Source organism: Thermomonospora echinospora, assembly GCF_900108175.1.
Lineage (GTDB): Bacteria > Actinomycetota > Actinomycetes > Streptosporangiales > Streptosporangiaceae > Thermomonospora > Thermomonospora echinospora.
Map to the genome: position 1 here is coordinate 1 of NZ_FNVO01000049.1, position 16,701 is coordinate 16,701.

The window sequence follows — 16,701 nt, forward strand, 5'->3', positions numbered from 1 at the left end:
CGACCGCCGCGGTCGTGGCCGCACCGGCCACCAGAGCGTTCCGCACGAGCTTGCGCATTACCGTGGTCCCTTTCGAGAGGTTGTTCCAGGCGAGAGCAGATGAACGAACGAGTCCTCATGCAATCCGGAATCGTCCAGCGGCGACCCCTCTTTCCACACCGGACCCCATACGGCCCGGCTGCCGCGAGGCATGCCGACAACAGCCGATGAATGGTCCGGGCTCCCGTCGTCGCCGGCCGCGATGCACGACACCACGGGATGGCTACGATCTTCGTGCGGTAAGCTGTTTCCGGCTTACCGGACCCTACGAGCGAGTAGGTTAAGCGCGTGTTACCAGCCGGACAAGGGGTGCGCCGCCAAAAGCCTCGATTCACTCCGTCCCTTGTCACCGAATGATGATCGAGGCGCCGAGTTTATCCTTCGGTGATCACAGCTGGGACTTATTGATCTCAATTGTGACAGAGGGTCACGATCTTGCGCAGGGGCCGGTCGCGGCCAGGGTCGCCGGCCGCCGGCCGGGCGGTGCGCCAGGCCCGGCCCCCGTCCGACGCGGGTCTCCGCACAGGAACGACCCGACGTACCAGACCTCCCGCACCATGCCGATGCGGACCGTCGGTCCGGCACGGCCCGTGGTGGGCGGCCGCTCCGGCCGGCGCGGCGGGGCCGGCGTCCTGTGACCGCCGGAGGCCGGCCGATTCCACATCCGCCGGCGACGGTCGCGGCCCGGGAATCCGGCCGCCCCGCGGAGCGGCCGGAGGAGGGCGTCCCGGCGTCGGCGCGAATAGGGCCGGCCATATCAGACGCCTGCTTCACCGTTTTCAGCAGACCGAATCTGCGTTTACCTTCGTGACCGCTTCCTCGTCACACTTGACAGGTCCCGAGCAAACCTCTCGGATCTCTGTCAACAAGTGAGCATCCCCCGACCGCCCGGCGGCCCCTTCCGAGGTCGACGACGAGACTCGGATGAAAGTTGCAGCTCATCGTAAACACTCGTGTTCGCAGGGCGACATTTCCGCCGATCAGTGCGCTGGGCGGCGTCTTAAATTACCTTTAATGTGTTCTGGGTCACCGACCACCACCCCATGAGACCCTCCGGCTCGCACCCCTGGCCCGACGCGGCGACCGATCACGGTCCGCCGCGCCGGCGCCCCGGGCCGGGGCGGCGACGGTTAAGGAGGATCCGACGATGACCTACCGGAACGCACCGAGCAGCCCGCCGGCGCCGCCCACGGTCCTGCCGCCCCGGCTGGCCGAGGTGCTCCGCCCGGAGTTGGTCAGCCTCGCCCCGGTCATCGAGGCGGAGATCCGCCGGGCCATCCCTGAGTACGCCCACCCGACCGGACGGGACATGCCGGGCGCCATCGGGGAGATCCTGGACGCCTTCGTGGACCAGATCGCCGACCCGAGCGCGCCCGACGACCGGTTGCGCAAGGTGTGCGACGGGCTCGGGCAGCACGAGGCGCAGCAGGGCCGCAGCCTGGACACCCTGCTGGCGGCCTACCGGGTCGGCATCCAGGCGGCCTGGCGCAGGGTGATGCGGGTCGCCCGGCGGCACCGGTTCTCCGCTCCGGTCATGCTGCTGCTGGCCGACGCGGTGTTCGCCTACATGGACCGGCTGTCGGAGCTGTCGCGCAAGGGATACCTGGACGCCATGGCCCGGTCGGAGGGCGAGCTGGAGGAGCGGCGGCGGCGGTTGCTGCAGCTGATCCTGGAGCGTCCGGCCGTCCCCCGTGCCGCGATCGCCGACCTGGCCGAGGCCGCCCGCTGGCCGGTGCCGGAGGAGGTGACGCTAGTCGCCCTGTGGGGGGACGCCCGGGAGATACGGCCGGCGCTGGACGAGGATCTGTTGGTCGACCTGTCGGCGGACGTGCCGCATCTACTGATCCCCGGCCCGCTGACCGCCGGGCGGCGGGCGATGCTGGAACGGGCCACCGCACAGCACCTGACGGCCGTGGGGCTGACCGTGCCGCCGACGGAGGCGGCCGACTCGCTGCGCTGGGCCCGCCAGGCGCTGTCGCTGGCCGAGGCCGGGATCATCGGCGGCGGGCGGCTGATCCTGTGCGAGGACCACCTGCTGACGCTGTGGCTGCTGACCGACATCGCGCTGGTCGACGAGTTGGCGAATCGGCTGATCGAGCAGGCCGGGCTGTCGCGGGGGCACCGGCTGATCGAGACGCTGGGGATGTGGCTGGAGAGCCGGGGCACCGCCGCCGAGATCGCCGACCGGCTGCACGTCCACCCGCAGACGGTGCGGTACCGGATCCGCCGGATCAAGGAGATCCTGGGCGACCGCCTCGACGATCCCGACACCCGGTTCGCACTGGAGGTCGTACTGCGCGCGATGCGTTTGCGGGAACGGCACCGCACCGCCGGAGAGCCCCGCTCCGCAGTGTCCTTCCAAGCATCCTGACAGCACATGAAATGGCAGGCCGAATCGCGGTCATCAGCCGTCCCTATATCGCCTCCCCGCTGGACCAGTGAGGATGCGACGACCGTTTTATAAGTATGTGAGCAAAATTTGCGACTTTACCGTTTCTTTACCACGGAGGCTTCCCCCCTGGTTTAACGTCTGTGTGTCCTGGATCACTGTCGGCCGGGCGCGTCGGGCACGGGCACCCACCCCTCGCGCCCCGGCCGGTGGGGTCCCCACGCAGCGCCGACCGTCGTGGCACCTCCCCGGGAAGCCTCCCCGCCATGTACGTCCGAGGCAGGGCCGCGCGGCGGCCACCACGGAGGTACACAGCCGATGACGGAGGGTCTCACCCCGGAGACCTTGGAGGAGCCGTTCTCGCTGCCCCCGCATCTCGCCCGGCTCATGCGGCCAGAGCTCCCCAGCCTCACCAACGAGATCATCGCCCAGATCCGCCGGGCCATCCCCGAGTACGCCCGTCCCATCGAGGGCCCCTACGGCCAGACCCTGCGGCTCGGGGTGGAGCGGGCGCTCGGCGCGTTCGTCGACCAGATCGCCGGGGCGACCGGCGACCAGGCGCGGCGCGACGAACTGTGCCGCCGGCTCGGCCAGTTCGAGGCGCAGGAGGGCCGCAGTCTCGACAGCCTGCAGGCCGCCTACCGGATCGGCGCGCAGGTCGCCTGGCGGCGGGTGATGCGGATCGGCGGGCGCTACAACGTCTCCGCGCAGATCATCTCCAAGCTGGCCGAGGAGCTGTTCAACTACATCGACGAGCTGTCGTCGCTGTCGCTGGAGGGCTATCTGGAGGCCAAGGCCCGCCCGGCCGGTGCGCTGGAGGAGCGGCGCCGGCGGCTGCTGCGGCTGCTGCTGACCCGGCCGCCGGTGCCCGAGGCCGCCGTCGCCGAGCTGGCGCACTTCGCCGAGTGGGCCGTGCCCGACGAGCTGACCATGGTGGCGGTCCCATCCGGGGCGCGCGCGGTCCGCACCATCCTGGACCCCGACATCCTGTACGACCTGGCCGACGACCAGCCGCACCTGCTGGTCCCCGGCCCGCTGGACGCCGGCCGCCGGGCGATGCTGGAGGCCGCGCTGCCGGAGTCGCGGATCGCGGTGGGGCTGACCGTGGAGCCCGCGGGCGCCGCCGACTCGCTGCGCTGGGCCCGCCAGGCCCTCGACCTGGTCGCCGACGGCGTCATCGACGACGGCCGGATGACGATGTGCGCCGACCACCTACTGACCCTGTGGCTGCTGGCGGACCGGGCGCTGCTGGACCAGCTGGCGCGGCGGCGGCTGGGCGCGATGGACGAGCTGACCGCCAACCAGCGCGAACGGCTCACCGAGACGCTGCGGACCTGGCTGGCCACCCGGGGCACCGCCGCGCAGATCGCCGACCTGCTGCACATCCACCCGCAGACCGTCCGCTACCGCATCCGCAAGCTGGAGCTGACCCTCGGCGACCAGCTCGCCGATCCGGACGCGCGCTTCGCCATCGAGGTGGTGCTGCGCGCGACGTGGCTGCGCGAGCAGGCCAGGTCCGTACGCCGGGGCGGCGGTCCGCCGGGCCGCCGGAATGTGTGACCACTGACAAAAGCCCACGGCCGGGTACGCACCGGATGCGCGAGGTCCAATAACTATTAACGGTGAACTTGCCGGATCCCGCGCATTCGTGTTCGGATCGCTGCGGAACGGCCCAGTAGGGCGAAACTCCCCGGGTGACGACAAGGCGGTGTGGAAGTGGCGTACCGATCGGCGGGCACCCCGGTCGCGTTGGGGCTCGGCGTGGCGATGATCTTGGGCACGAGTACGGCGGCCCCGGCCCTCGCGTTCGCCGACGAGCCCTCCGCCTCCCCCAGCGAGCAGACCGCCGAGCCGACGTCCGAGCCGACCACCTCGGACCCGGAGCCGGAGCCGACCACCCCGAGCCCGGACCCCTCCACGCCGGACCCCGAGCCCACCACGCCCGACCCGGAGCCGACCACCCCCTCTCCCCAGCCGACGAGCCCGGACCCCGAGCCCACCACGCCCGATCCGGAGCCGACCACTCCGTCCCCGCAACCGACCAGCCCCGGCCCGCGCCCGGGTCCCGGCGGCCCGAAAGATCCCGACAAGCCCGGCGGCGGTCCCACCAAGCCGACCGACCCGACCCGGCCGGACGACCCGCCGCCCGGCGCCACGGTCGCCGTCAAGCTGTCGCTGTCCAGCCCGGTCGGCTCCCCCGGCGGCTCGCTGACCGCGACGGCGTACGTCCGGTCGGGCGCGAAGGCCGCCCGCGACGTGCGGCTGGTGCTGTCGGGCGCCGGGTTCACCGTGCGGCAGTGCACCATCTCCGTGCCGTGCCGGCTGGGCGCGGTCGGCGAGGGCGGCGAAAGCGCCCCGGTCACCGTCTACGTTCCCGGCGACGCCCGCCCCGGCAGCCAGATCACCGTCTACGCCACCGTCACCGCGGCGCAGAGCACCCCGCAGACCGCGTCGGTCGTCTTCGGGGTGACGGACGGGGTTCCCGGACCCGCCGGGGTCCTGCCGCCGGGCGGGTTCCCGGGCGGCGGCCTGGCCCCGGGTTCGGTCGGCGGCCTGCCCCAGGTGGTGCTGCCGCCGGTGGCGTCCCCGCAGATCGCCCCCGGAGTGATCCAGATCAGCCCGGTCGCCGCGATCCGTGACAACGACGACTCCGGACCGCCGGCCCTGCAGCGGGTGGCCGCCGTCCAGGCCGGCTGGCTGTCGGCCCTGCTGGCCTCGATCTCGCTGCTGCTGGCCTCACGGCCGGGTCTGCGCCCCGCGTCCCGCACCGCCCGGCAGGCGCCCGGCCGCAGCCTGATCATCGACCGTGACGTGCGCAGGCGCCTGAACGGCAAGCGGCCGACCGCGGCCAGGCTGCGGGCCCTGCCGCCACAGCCCGCCCCGCGGCCCAAGGCTCCGCCGCGGATCCGGGTGGTCTGGCTCCCCTTCCGGCCGGGCAGCGTGCCCGTCCGCCGCGGCGGCGCCGCCAGCGCCTGAGCGGCCGCCCGTCCACGGCCGTCCCCACGGCCCAGACGAGCATGGGCGTCGTTCACCTCTCCAGGTGAGAACTCCTTCCTTTCGGGCAGGACGAAAGTCCTGCCCGCCGCCTTTGCCCTCCAGGGACCGTGGCCGACCGGCAGGACCTTCGCCTCTGCCGTGAGGCCGGCGGAGCGGGAAGGGTGAAGGCGGGAACGGACGCCGAAGGGGGTGGCGGCATGTTCGTCCTTGTCGGATACGCGAGCGCGCACGGTTCCACGCGGAGCATCGCCGAACGCATCGGCGCCAGGCTGGCCGAACGGGGACACCGCGTCGAGGTGGCCGACCTCGGCCGGGTGGAGCACGTCGACCGGTTCGAGGCGTTCGTGCTGGGCAGCGCGGTGCACCGGCAGGCGTGGCTGGACGCGGCCGTCGATTTCGTGGACGCCCACCGCCGGGTGCTCACCGACCGGCCGGTGTGGCTGTTCAGCGTGGGAATGCCCGCGGCGATGCGCCGCCCCTGGCGGTGGTCCGCCGGCAGGGAGCGGGCCGTGGCGTCCGAGCGGCTGCTCAACGCGATCAGGCCCGTTGACCACCGGTGGTTCGGCGGGGTGCTGCTGCGGGAGCACACCTCCTGGACCGGCGATCTGGTCGTACGCGCGCTGGGCGCCCGCTACGGCGACCACCGGGACTGGGCACGCATCGACGAGTGGGCCGACGAGGTCGGCCGCCGGCTGGCGGCCGAGGCGCTGAGCGGTCACCGTCGCCGGATCTGAGGCGGCGGTCATGAGGCGGTGCAGGGTCAAGGACGTGATGACCCATGACGTCGTGGCCATCGGCGCGGTGACGCCCTACTCCGAGGTGCTGAAGGCCATGGCCGCCCACGGGGTCGGCGCCCTGCCGGTGATCGACGAGCGGCTGAGGGTCATCGGGATCATCACCGAGTCGGACCTGCTGTTCGAGGAGCATCCCGCCCCGGTGTCCCCGGACGAGCCGTGGCGGCGGCACGAGCACGCCAAGGCCGAGGCCACCACCGCGATGGGGCTGATGACCTCGCCGGTCATCGCGGTCACCGAAGAGGCGCCGGCGGCCAGGGCGGCGCGAGTGCTCAGCGAGTACGGCATCAACCAGGTGCCCGTCACCGAGCCGGACGGCACGCTCGTCGGCATCGTCGCCCGCTCTGACCTGCTGCGCGTGTTCCTGCGCCCCGACCAGGAGATCCACGACGAGGTGACCCGGGAGGCCCTGGCCCACGTCCTGCGGCAGGACTCCGACGAGGTGACCGTCACGGTGTGCGACGGGGTGGTCGGGCTCCACGGCCGGGTGCGGGCCGCGGGCCTCGTCCCGGTCGCCGTCCGGCTGGCCCTGTCCGTCGAGGGCGTCGTGGACGTCGTGGCGGAACTCGACTACGAGCCCGACGACACCGCTTCGCCGCCACCCGGCTGACCGGCCCCGGGTTTGCAACTGGACCGAATGTCTCATTGTGAGCCGGACAACATACAAGCAGGCTTGCTTGCTTGTTAGTTGCGCGCTTACCGTCGAGGAGTGTCAGTCAGACGACCCCACCGCAGGCACGGCGGCCGCCGCACCCAGCAGGAGCGCCGCTCCGCCACCCAGGCCCGGCTGCTGGAGGCCACCGCCGAGGCGCTGGCGGACCTGGGCTGGGCGGGCCTGTCCACCACCGAGGTCTCCCGCCGGGCCGGGGTCTCCCGCGGCGCGCAGCAGCACCACTACCCCACGAAGATGGAGCTGGTCGCCGCCGCCCTGGAACATCTGCTGAACCGGCTGCGCGACGAGTACCAGCAGGCCTACGCGGCGCTGCCCGACGAGCGGCGCAACGTGGCGGGGGCACTCGACCTGTTCTGGGAGATGCTGCGCCAGCCCCCCGCCATCGCGCTGCTGGAGCTGGCGCTGGCCGGACGTACCGACGAGACCCTGCGCGGGCTCAGTGCCGACCTCAACGAACGCGTGGTCGCGATCATCAAAGAGGTCTTCCACGAGCTGTTCCCCGAGAGCCTGCCCGAGGAGATGGTCGACACCACCATCCGGGCGCTGTTCGCCCTGCTGGTCGGGCTGTCGCTGCAGAACTCCCTCGACAACGACGCCCACGGGCACCAGGCTGCCGTGCTCGCCCAGGTCAAGGCCGTCGCCAACCTGCTCATCCCCGACGACAAGGGAGCCGCACCATGACCAAACCCCCCACCCAGCTGGCCGAGGAGCTCCGCGAGCAGGTCGGCGACCGCAAGTCCTACCTCGGCGTCATCGACCGGCTCAACAAGGCGTCGGTCGACAAGCACTGGGAGGCCTACGCCGACATCCCCTGGGACGACCCCGACTTCCAGGTGGACCCCGAGGACCCGCGCTGGGTGATGTCCCCGCAGCTCGACCCGCTGGCCCGTACCGAGTGGTACCGGTCGCAGCCGGTGGAGGTGCAGGCGCGGATCGGCCTGTGGCGGGTGGCCACCGCCATGAAGATCGGGCTGCAGTTCGAGAACCTGCTCAAGCGCGGCCTGCTCAACTACGCCTACTGGCTGCCCAACGGCCGGCCGGAGTTCCGGTACGTCTACCACGAGACGACCGAGGAATGTCACCACGGCATGATGTTCCAGGAGTTCGTCAACCGGACCGGGCTGCCGATCAGGGGGATGCCGCGCTCGCTGACCCTGCTCGCCCAGGTCGCGCCCTGGATCCCGCTCATCAGCACCGAACTGTTCTTCGTGTTCGTGCTCGGCGGCGAGGACCCGATCGACTTCGTCCAGCGCAAGTCCCTCAAGGGAGGGCACGTCAAGCATCCGCTGGAGCAGACGATCATGAAGATCCACATCGCCGAGGAGGCCCGGCACATCTCCTTCGCCCGGCACTACCTGCGGCACCGGGTGCCCAACCTCAGCGGGCCGCAGCGCCGGATGCTCGGCGTCGCCGCCCCGCTGGTCCTCGGGCTGATGGCGCGGATCATGCTCTGCCCGCCCGGCCCCATGGTCCGGCACTTCGGCATCCCCGACGAGGTGGTCAAGGAGGCCTACGGCAGCTCCGAGTTCAAGGGGCAGCTGCGCGACTGCGTCGCCAAGATCCGCGATCTGATGGCGGAACTGGGCCTGATCACCCCCGTCAACAAGCGGATCTGGGCCGCGCTGGGCATCTGGGACAAGCCGCGGGTGCGTGCCGCCGCCGGCCGTGCCGCCACCGGCCGTGCCGCCGGTACGGCCTGAGGAGGCGCAGGTGACGACCGCGCACACGGCGGAGCCCTCCGGCACCGTGGCGCCGGAGGGCGGGCACGAGATCGTCATCGTCGGGACCGGATTCTCCGGCCTGGGCATGGCGATCGCCCTCAAGCGGGCCGGGGTGCACGACTTCGTGATCCTGGAGAAGGCCGACGAGGTGGGCGGCACCTGGCGGGAGAACACCTATCCGGGCTGCGCCTGCGACATCATGTCGCTGCTGTACTCCTACTCCTTCGAGCCCAAGGCCGACTGGTCGCGGATGTTCCCGCGCCAGCGGGAGCTGCTGGAGTACATCAAGGGCTGCGTCGACAAGTACGGCCTGCGCCGCCACATCCGCTTCGGCACCGAGGTGACCGGCGCCGAGTACGTCGACGCGGCCGACTCCTGGCAGGTCATGACCGCCACGGGCGAGACCTTCCGCACCCGGGTGCTGGTCTCGGCGATGGGCCCGCTGCACCGGCCCAGCATCCCCGATCTCCCCGGCCTGGAGACCTTCACCGGCCGGACGTTCCACTCCGCCGAGTGGGACCACGACTACGACCTGACCGGCAAACGGGTCGCGGTCATCGGGACAGGCGCCTCGGCGATCCAGTTCGTTCCGCAGATCGCCCCGAAGGTGGAGTCGCTGACCGTCTTCCAGCGCACCCCACCGTGGATCATCCCCAAGCCCGACCGCCGTGTCACCGAGGTCGAAAAGCGGCTGTTCCGCTCCGTGCCGGGCGTCCAGCGCGCCTACCGCAACGGCATCTACCTGATGCAGGAGAGCTTCGTCCTCGGCTTCAAGAACCCTCGGCTGCTCAAGGCCGCCGGCGGGCTGGCCCAGTGGCATCTGCACCGCCAGGTCAAGGACCCGGTGCTGCGCCGCAAGCTGACCCCCGACTACACGATGGGCTGCAAGCGGACGCTGGTGTCCAGCGACTACTACCCGGCGCTGACCAGGCCCAACGTCGAACTGGTGACCGAGGGCGTCAAGGAGGTCCGCGGGCGGTCCATCGTGTGCGGGGACGGGACCGAGGTCGAGGTGGACGCGATCATCTTCGGCACCGGCTTCCACGTCACCGACGCGTTCGACGACGCGCACATCGTCGGTCGGGGCGGCGTGCGGATCCAGGACGCCTGGAGGGACGGCATCCAGGCCCATCTGGGGGTGGGCGTCGCCGGCTTCCCCAACCTGTTCCTGCTGCTGGGCCCCAACTCCGGCCTGGGCCACAACTCCATGATCTTCATCATCGAGGCGCAGGTCAGGTATGTGATGCAGTGCCTGCGCAGGCTGCGCGCCGGCAACGCCACCCGCATCGCGGTGCGTCCCGCCGTCCAGGCTCGCTTCAACGAGTGGGTGCAGCGCAAGTCCGAGGGCGCCGTCTGGGTGGCCGGCGGCTGCACGAGCTGGTACCTGGACCGCAACGGCAGGAACCGCGCCGCCTGGCCGGCCTCCACCGTCAACTACTGGCTGCGCACCAGACGGGTCCGTCCCTCGGACTTCGAGCTGGCCAACGCCCCGAAGCCGGCCTCCCCCACCGAACCGGCCACCATCGGCCACTGACCCGTCGACTCGCCGCCACCCGTCTTCACAGCAGACGCCTTCAGCGGCAGACGCCCACAGCGGCGCCGTAACCCCGCCTGTCGCGGGTCACGGCGCCGCCGCAGCGGTGGGAAACGCAACACTTCGACCATGCAGGATGTATCGCCTCATATACTCCTGCGATATTGAGGAAACGTCCAATAGGCCGATCAGGCTTGAACGTCGAGCGGAGCCAGCCCATGAACATCGCGATCGTGACCGGGGGCGCATCGGGCATCGGCCGCGCCATCGCCACCGCCCTGGTGGCCCGAGGCGACACCGTGATCGTGACCGACATCAACGCGCCAGGCGCCGAGAGCGTCGCCGAGCGACTCAACACGCTCGGCCGCGGCCGCGCCCTGGCCGAGGGCCTGGACGTCACCGACGCCGAGGCGGTCGCCACCCTCTACAAGAAGGTCCACGCCGAGCACGGACGGCTCGACCTGGTCTTCAACAACGCCGGCATCGCGATCGGCGGGCTGGCCGAGGAGCTGACCCTCGACCACTGGAATCGGGCCATCGACATCAACCTCAAGGGCGTCGTCCACGGCGTGCAGGCCGCCTACCCGCTCATGCTGGAGCAGCGTTCGGGGCACATCGTCAACACCGCCTCGCTGGCCGGCCTGGTCCCGATGCCCATGGGCATCCCGTACACCGCCACCAAGCACGCGGTCGTCGGGCTGTCGCTGGGGCTGCGGGCCGAGGCGGCGAGCGCCGGCGTCAAGGTCAGCGTGGTCTGCCCCGGCTTCGTGGACACCCCGCTGCTGGCCAACATCAACCCCGGCCTGCCGGAGACCCCGATGAGCGGAGACGGCCGGGCCCAGATCAAGAAGCAGGCCGGCGGCTTCTACACCGTCGAACGGCTCGCCCGCGACGTCCTGCGCGGCGTCGCCCGCAACGAGGCGCTGATCGTCGCCCCCGCCACGGGCCGTACCGCCTGGCGCGGCATGCGCCTCAGCCCGAAGCTCGCCGTCCGCGCCGCCCAGTTCGCCGCCACCCGCTACCGCCGCGAGCACCACGGCCGCTGACCGGCCGTTCCCGGCCCCACCCGCCGCTAGGGAGTGCTGGTGGGCCCGCTTTCCTCGATCGCTCCCCCCGCCTTCGACTGCAGCCGCCCGCTCGGCTCGGTGTGCGGGTAGTGCAGGTCGAACGCCGGGCGCTCGGAACGGATCCGCGGGATCGAGGTGAAGTTGTGCCGCGGCGGCGGGCACGAGGTCGCCCATTCGAGCGAGTTCCCGTAGCCCCAGGGATCGTCGGCCTCCACCCGCCTGCCGTGCCGCGCGGTGATGTAGACGTTGTAGAAGAAGAACAGGGTCGAGGCTCCGAGGATGAACGCGCCGATACTGGAAACCTCGTTCAGGAACGCGAACTCGTTGGGGTAGTCGGCGTACCGCCGCGGCATCCCCTCGGCGCCCAGCCAGTGGTGCACCAGGAACGTGGTGTGGAACCCGATGAACAGCGTCCAGAAGTGCCACTTGCCGAGCGTGTCGTTCAGCATCTTGCCGGTGAACTTGGGCCACCAGAAGTAGAACCCGGCGAACATCGCGAACACCACCGTGCCGAACACCACGTAGTGGAAGTGGCCCACCACGAAGTAGGAGTCGGTGACGTGGAAGTCCAGCGGCGGTGAGGCCAGGATGACGCCGGTCAGCCCGCCGAACAGGAACGTCACCAGGAACCCGACCGACCACAGCATGGGCGACTCGAAGCTCAGGTTGCCCCGCCACATGGTGCCGGTCCAGTTGAAGAACTTCACTCCGGTGGGCACCGCGATCAGGAACGTGGTGAACGAGAAGAACGGCAGCAGCACCTGTCCGGTGGCGAACATGTGGTGCGCCCAGACCACCGCCGACAGCCCGGCGATCCCGATCGTCGCCCCGACCATGCCGACATAGCCGAACAGCGGCTTGCGGCTGAACACCGGGATGATCTCGGTCACGATGCCGAAGAACGGCAGCGCGATGATGTAGACCTCCGGGTGGCCGAAGAACCAGAACAGGTGCTGCCACAGCAGGGCTCCGCCGGTCGCGCCGTCGAACACGTGCGAGCCGAACCTGCGGTCCAGCTCCAGCACCATCAGGGCCGCCGCCAGCACCGGGAAGGCCAGCAGCACCAGGATCGAGGTGAGCAGGACGTTCCAGGTGAAGATCGGCATCCGGAACATCGTCATGCCCGGGGCCCGCATTCCGATGATGGTGGTGATGAAGTTGACCGAACCCAGGATGGTACCGAAGCCCGACAGCACCAACCCCATGATCCACAGGTCCCCGCCGACCTCCGGCGAGTAGGTCATGTGGCTCAGCGGCGTGTAGGCCGTCCAGCCGAAACTGGCCGCGCCGTTCGGTGTCAGGAACCCCGACACCACCATCAGCCCGCCGAGCAGGAACAGCCAGTAGCTCAGCATGTTCATCCGCGGGAACGCCACGTCCGGCGCCCCGATCTGCAACGGCATGATGAAGTTGGCGAACCCGATGAACAGCGGGGTCGCGAACAGCAGCAGCATCAGTGCGCCGTGCATGGTGAACAGCTGGTTGTACTGCTCGTTGCTGAAGAACTGCATCCCGGGCCGGAACAGCTCGGCACGGATCGCCATCGCCAGCAGCCCGGCGAACAGGAAGAACATGAACGAGGTGATCAGATACAGGTAACCGATCACCTTGTGATCGGTCGTGGTGATCCAGGAGACGACCACCGAACCCCGGCTACGCCGCACCGGCGGCGTCTCCGGCAGCGGACGGCCGAGCAGTACCATGCTGGGCTCCCAGGGGAGGACGACGTCCTTGTCCCACAGTCCATCTCCACTGCTCAACGGGCCTAAGCACCGCACAAGGCATCAATGCCGCTCACCGGACGAATCCCTTACCCTTTCCTGAACCGGAGCCGTCCGCGCCGCCCCGCCGCGGCCCGGGTAGCGTGAAGGCGTGGAGAAGATCCTGGTCAGCGGCTGCCTGATGGGCCAACGGGTCCGCTATGACGGCCGCGACAAGCTGCGGGACGACGAGCTCCTGAACCGCTGGCGGGCGGAGGGCCGGCTGGTGTCCTGCTGCCCCGAGGTCGGCGGCGGGCTGCCCGTCCCGCGCCGTCCCGCCGAGATCACCGGTGCAGGCGGCGGCCCGGCGGTCCTGGACGGCACCGCCCGCGTGCTCACCGACACCGGCGAGGACGTGACGGACGCCTTCCTCCTGGGCGCCCACCGCGCCCTGGAGACCGCCCGGCAGGCGAACGCCCGTCTGGCCGTCCTCAAGGAGTCGAGCCCGTCCTGCGGCAGCACCCGGATCTACGACGGCGCCTTCACCGGCCATCTCTCCCCCGGGACCGGAGTCACCACGGCCCTCCTGGAACGCCACGGCATCCGCGTCTTCAGCGAGACCGCCCTCTCCGAAGCGGCCGCCTACCTGCACCGGCTGGAAACCGCCCACCCCACCCCCTGACCACCGGCCGGCACCCGGTCTCCGCGCACGGACGGGCTGCCGTTCGCGGCGAGGCCGTCACCGGCATCCCCGCCGATCTCACCGGTCAGGCACCTCGCCCCAGGACCGGCAGGTCGGCGGCGTTCGTTCACCGCCGACACCCAGGCCACCGGTCCCGCCACAGCCACCCGACCTACCCGGTGGTGACGCGATACGCACTGACCGGCGCGGACGGCCATGGGACCACAGGTCATCCCGCGATACGAGAACGCATCAGCTTCAGGTTGTCAGCGGGCCCGAGGGCGTACGGGCGGGTGTCAGCCCGTCGTCCAGGGCCGGAGCTTCTCGGGGTTCCGTACTGCCCAGATGTGCTTGATCCGGTCGCCCGTGACGTCGAACGCGAGCACCGTCACGGTGACGCCGTCTTGCTGAACCACCAGACCGGGCCGGCCGTTGACCGTACGCTGCACGAAAGTCACGTTGCCGGGTGTCCGGCCGGCGAGATCGACAAGATCGACCAGGCGGCGCGCGATCTGCTCGCCGCCAGCGATGGGCTGGAGCTGCGCGGCGGCGAGGCCGCCGCCGTCGGCGATCACCGTGGCGTCGGGGTCGAGGAGGCCGATGAGGGCGTCGATGTCCTTGGCCTCCCAGGCTCGCTTGAAGTCCCTGACGATGCCGGCCTGCCGGGCCGCCGGGATCGCGGGAGCCTGTGACGCGCGGATGCGGCGGCGGGCCGAGGAGGCCAGCTGACGGCATGCCGCCGGGGTACGGCCGACGATCTCGGCCACTTCGGCGAAGGAGTAGCGGAAGACATCGTGCAGGATGAACGCGACGCGTTCGGCTGGGGTCATCGATTCGAGCACGACGAGGAAGGCCATGTTGACCGACTCGTCGAGGGTGACCCGGTCGGCCGGGTCGGCGGTAGCGGCTTCCGACCGGCCGCTGATCCACTCCGTGCGGTCGGGCAGCGGCTCCGGGATCCATTCGCCCACGTAGCGCTCCCGCCGAGCCCGCGCCGAGCCGAGCAGATCGAGGCAGATGCGGCTGGCGACCTTCGTCAGCCAGCCGCCGGCCGATTCGATGGCTTCCCGCTGCTGCCGGGACATGGCGTACCAGCGGGCATAGGTCTCCTGCACGACGTCCTCGGCCTCGGCCAGGGAGCCCAGGAGCCGGTAGGTGAGATTGATCAGCTGACGCCGCTCGCTCATGATCACGCTCAGGCCCGGGTCGTGCCGACCGTCTCCTCCTGACTCGGATCGGGTGGTCATGGTCTCGACGGCTCCCTCGGTCGCATCTGTCCTCACCAGTCCGACGAGATACGGCGCCGGAATGTGAGACCGACGTGCCGCCTCACATTCCGGTGGACTGCGTCGTCGTACCACCGAGCAGGACGCACACCGTCCAGCGGACAGGAAGGTTCAGCGGCATGATGACCGGTTTGTGTGAACGTCACCACCAACGATTGCGGCTCCGCCGGTCTGGATGTGACGAGGAGGAACGATGAGCGACTTTCAGGCCGTCGCGGACCGCGTCGAGATCGAGGCGCTGCGCGGAGAGTTCACCGACGCGGCGATGATGTGCGACTACGACCGCATCGCGTCGCTGTTCACACCGGACGGCGTGCTGCGCATGCCCAACGTCCCCGTCGAGCTCGCCGGCCGGGACCAGATCCGCGCCTGGCGCGAGCGGCGGGAGGCTCTCGTGGCCCTCTTCGTGCAGACCACCCATCCGGGCACGATCCGGTTGGACGGCGACACCGCGTCCGGCCGTGCCTACCTCCAGGAGCTCATCCGCCTGCGCGACGGCAGTTCGCACCTGAACTACGCCATCTACCACGACCGCTACCGGCGCACCGGCGAAGGTTGGAAGTTCACCGAACGCGTCTACGAGGTCCGGTACCTCGACCACAGTCCGCTGGCGGGCTCAGCGCCCCCGGCGGCAGGGGACACCCGCTGACCCACCGGTTGGGAACACGCCCGCGGACCGGGCAACGCCGATCCGGCACCACCTGCGCCCTACGACCCGCTACACCACGACCAGCTCAGGAGGCGTCATGACCACCCCGACTCCAGCCATACCGTTCACCGAGCCGGCGCCCGCGCAGCGCCTGGAGCGGGCGGCCGCCGCGCTGACAGCACACGGTTTCACCGTCGAAATCCTCGACGACGCCGCCGCCGCGCGTACCCGTGTCAAAGATCTGATCCCCGAGGGCGCCGGCGTGTTCACCGCGGCCAGCGAGACCCTCCGCCTGTCCGGCATCAATGAGGACATCAACACCAGCGGGCGGTACCAGGCCGTCAAGCCGCGCGTCCGGGCCATGGACCGCGCCACCTGCGCCGACGACATCCGACGGCTGGTCTCCGGCCCTGATGTCGTCGTGGGCAGCGTCGCCGCGCTCACCGAGACCGGCTCCCTCGTGGTCGCCTCGGCCAGCGGAAGCCAACTACCCGCCTACGCCGGCGGCGCCGCCCGCGCGATCTGGATCGTCGGGGCGCAGAAGGTGGTACCCGACCTGAGCACCGCGCTGCGCCGTCTCGAGGACCACGTCCTCCCGCTGGAAAGCGCCCGCGCCCAGGTGATCTACGGGCAGCCCAGCGCCGTCAACAGCCTTCTCATCCTCAACGCAGAGCCCCGCCCCGGACGCGGCACCGTCCTGCTGCTCCGCGAAGCCATCGGCTTCTGAAGCCATCAGGGGTGGCCATGGCCTCGTACCTCGGCCCACAGCACCGAATCCGTGCCTCGGACCGCTGGCCTGCCCCGCCTAGCAGCACCACCAGGCCTCGGGAAACCACGTCCGGGCCTGCGTCCGCCGGGCTGGGAAAATGACAGTCCCGCCGTTGATAGTGGTCTTTGGCCGGCGAGTCACAAGAGGGGGCCGGGGAACTGGGCGAGGCGCAGCCCAGGGGTGTGTCCGGGGTCGGTCCTGCCCGCCCCCAAACACAACACCCACAACGACAGACCAACGAAAAAGCTGCAAGACCGGAGAACAGCAGACCAGGAACCCGGGAAGGGGAGAGGAAAAAAGGGGTCTGGATATGGGTCGGGGCCCGTCCTGGATCACTCCAGACGGGCCCCGACCACTGTAGGTATGTGTCCGGCGGTGTCCTACTCTCCCACACAGTCTCC

The 16,701-nt window shown here is 70.5% G+C and carries 14 protein-coding genes; 12 read left to right on the forward strand and 2 right to left on the reverse strand.

The window, feature by feature from the left end; translation table 11 throughout:
* The first annotated feature begins 1,186 nt into the window (after window positions 1–1,186).
* The 9 genes from C4U03_RS39205 to C4U03_RS39245 all read left to right on the forward strand — a co-directional run bounded on the left by C4U03_RS39205 (window position 1,187) and on the right by C4U03_RS39245 (window position 11,193).
* Entirely contained in the window at window positions 1,187–2,410 is a 1,224-nt protein-coding gene (locus tag C4U03_RS39205; RefSeq protein ID WP_103944900.1) for a PucR family transcriptional regulator, read from the forward strand.
* Between the two features lie 336 nt (window positions 2,411–2,746).
* Window positions 2,747–3,988 (forward strand): helix-turn-helix domain-containing protein, encoded by a 1,242-nt coding sequence (locus C4U03_RS39210; protein WP_103944902.1) that lies wholly within the window; start codon window positions 2,747–2,749, stop codon window positions 3,986–3,988.
* A 156-nt stretch (window positions 3,989–4,144) separates the two neighbouring features.
* Entirely contained in the window at window positions 4,145–5,404 is a 1,260-nt protein-coding gene (locus C4U03_RS39215) for a COG1361 family protein (RefSeq protein ID WP_146087706.1), read from the forward strand.
* Window positions 5,405–5,622: 218 nt separating this feature from the next.
* Window positions 5,623–6,159, forward strand: coding sequence for a flavodoxin domain-containing protein (locus tag C4U03_RS39220; RefSeq protein ID WP_103944905.1), 537 nt, complete (start codon window positions 5,623–5,625; stop codon window positions 6,157–6,159).
* Between the two features lie 10 nt (window positions 6,160–6,169).
* A complete protein-coding gene (locus C4U03_RS39225; RefSeq protein ID WP_103944907.1) occupies window positions 6,170–6,829 on the forward strand; it encodes a CBS domain-containing protein in 660 nt (219 codons plus the stop codon).
* Window positions 6,830–6,928: 99 nt separating this feature from the next.
* On the forward strand, window positions 6,929–7,573 hold the full coding sequence (locus C4U03_RS39230; RefSeq protein WP_235018405.1) for a TetR/AcrR family transcriptional regulator: 645 nt from the start codon (window positions 6,929–6,931) through the stop codon (window positions 7,571–7,573).
* Window positions 7,570–8,592 (forward strand): AurF N-oxygenase family protein, encoded by a 1,023-nt coding sequence (locus C4U03_RS39235; RefSeq protein ID WP_103944911.1) that lies wholly within the window; start codon window positions 7,570–7,572, stop codon window positions 8,590–8,592. The genes C4U03_RS39230 and C4U03_RS39235 overlap by 4 nt, the downstream gene beginning before the upstream one ends.
* Window positions 8,593–8,602: 10 nt before the next feature.
* Window positions 8,603–10,147 (forward strand): flavin-containing monooxygenase, encoded by a 1,545-nt coding sequence (locus C4U03_RS39240; protein WP_268817590.1) that lies wholly within the window; start codon window positions 8,603–8,605, stop codon window positions 10,145–10,147.
* A gap of 218 nt (window positions 10,148–10,365) precedes the next feature.
* Window positions 10,366–11,193: an SDR family NAD(P)-dependent oxidoreductase gene (locus tag C4U03_RS39245; protein ID WP_103944913.1), complete on the forward strand. Its 828-nt coding sequence runs from the start codon at window positions 10,366–10,368 to the stop codon at window positions 11,191–11,193.
* 26 nt (window positions 11,194–11,219) lie between these two features.
* Here C4U03_RS39245 and ctaD read toward each other — a convergent pair whose 3' ends face one another.
* The gene (gene ctaD, locus C4U03_RS39250) at window positions 11,220–12,917 is read right to left on the reverse strand and encodes an aa3-type cytochrome oxidase subunit I (protein WP_103944914.1); all 1,698 of its coding nucleotides are present in this window, start codon (window positions 12,915–12,917) and stop codon (window positions 11,220–11,222) included.
* 169 nt (window positions 12,918–13,086) lie between these two features.
* Between ctaD and C4U03_RS39255 the strand changes: the two genes are divergently transcribed.
* Window positions 13,087–13,596 (forward strand): DUF523 domain-containing protein, encoded by a 510-nt coding sequence (locus C4U03_RS39255; protein WP_103944916.1) that lies wholly within the window; start codon window positions 13,087–13,089, stop codon window positions 13,594–13,596.
* Window positions 13,597–13,892: 296 nt separating this feature from the next.
* Here the strand turns inward: C4U03_RS39255 and sigJ are convergent, their stop codons facing one another.
* Window positions 13,893–14,783: an RNA polymerase sigma factor SigJ gene (gene sigJ, locus C4U03_RS39260; protein WP_235018406.1), complete on the reverse strand. Its 891-nt coding sequence runs from the start codon at window positions 14,781–14,783 to the stop codon at window positions 13,893–13,895.
* A gap of 292 nt (window positions 14,784–15,075) precedes the next feature.
* Here sigJ and C4U03_RS39265 point away from each other — a divergent pair, with 292 nt between their 5' ends.
* Window positions 15,076–15,531 (forward strand): nuclear transport factor 2 family protein, encoded by a 456-nt coding sequence (locus C4U03_RS39265; RefSeq protein WP_103944920.1) that lies wholly within the window; start codon window positions 15,076–15,078, stop codon window positions 15,529–15,531.
* Between the two features lie 97 nt (window positions 15,532–15,628).
* The gene (locus C4U03_RS39270) at window positions 15,629–16,258 is read left to right on the forward strand and encodes an LUD domain-containing protein (protein ID WP_103944921.1); all 630 of its coding nucleotides are present in this window, start codon (window positions 15,629–15,631) and stop codon (window positions 16,256–16,258) included.
* The last annotated feature ends 443 nt before the right edge of the window (window positions 16,259–16,701 follow it).

Excerpts from the sequence above, each read along its gene's own strand:
- C4U03_RS39265 (WP_103944920.1), top strand. The coding sequence starts at position 15,076 with ATGAGCGACTTTCAGGCCGTCGCGGACCGCGTCGAGATCGAGGCGCTG.
- C4U03_RS39210 (WP_103944902.1), top strand. The coding sequence starts at position 2,747 with ATGACGGAGGGTCTCACCCCGGAGACCTTGGAGGAGCCGTTCTCGCTG.
- C4U03_RS39220 (WP_103944905.1), top strand. The coding sequence starts at position 5,623 with ATGTTCGTCCTTGTCGGATACGCGAGCGCGCACGGTTCCACGCGGAGC.
- C4U03_RS39245 (WP_103944913.1), top strand. The coding sequence starts at position 10,366 with ATGAACATCGCGATCGTGACCGGGGGCGCATCGGGCATCGGCCGCGCC.
- C4U03_RS39225 (WP_103944907.1), top strand. The coding sequence starts at position 6,170 with ATGAGGCGGTGCAGGGTCAAGGACGTGATGACCCATGACGTCGTGGCC.
- C4U03_RS39270 (WP_103944921.1), top strand. The coding sequence starts at position 15,629 with ATGACCACCCCGACTCCAGCCATACCGTTCACCGAGCCGGCGCCCGCG.
- C4U03_RS39235 (WP_103944911.1), top strand. The coding sequence starts at position 7,570 with ATGACCAAACCCCCCACCCAGCTGGCCGAGGAGCTCCGCGAGCAGGTC.
- ctaD (WP_103944914.1), bottom strand. The coding sequence starts at position 12,917 with ATGGTACTGCTCGGCCGTCCGCTGCCGGAGACGCCGCCGGTGCGGCGT.
- C4U03_RS39205 (WP_103944900.1), top strand. The coding sequence starts at position 1,187 with ATGACCTACCGGAACGCACCGAGCAGCCCGCCGGCGCCGCCCACGGTC.
- sigJ (WP_235018406.1), bottom strand. The coding sequence starts at position 14,783 with ATGAGCGAGCGGCGTCAGCTGATCAATCTCACCTACCGGCTCCTGGGC.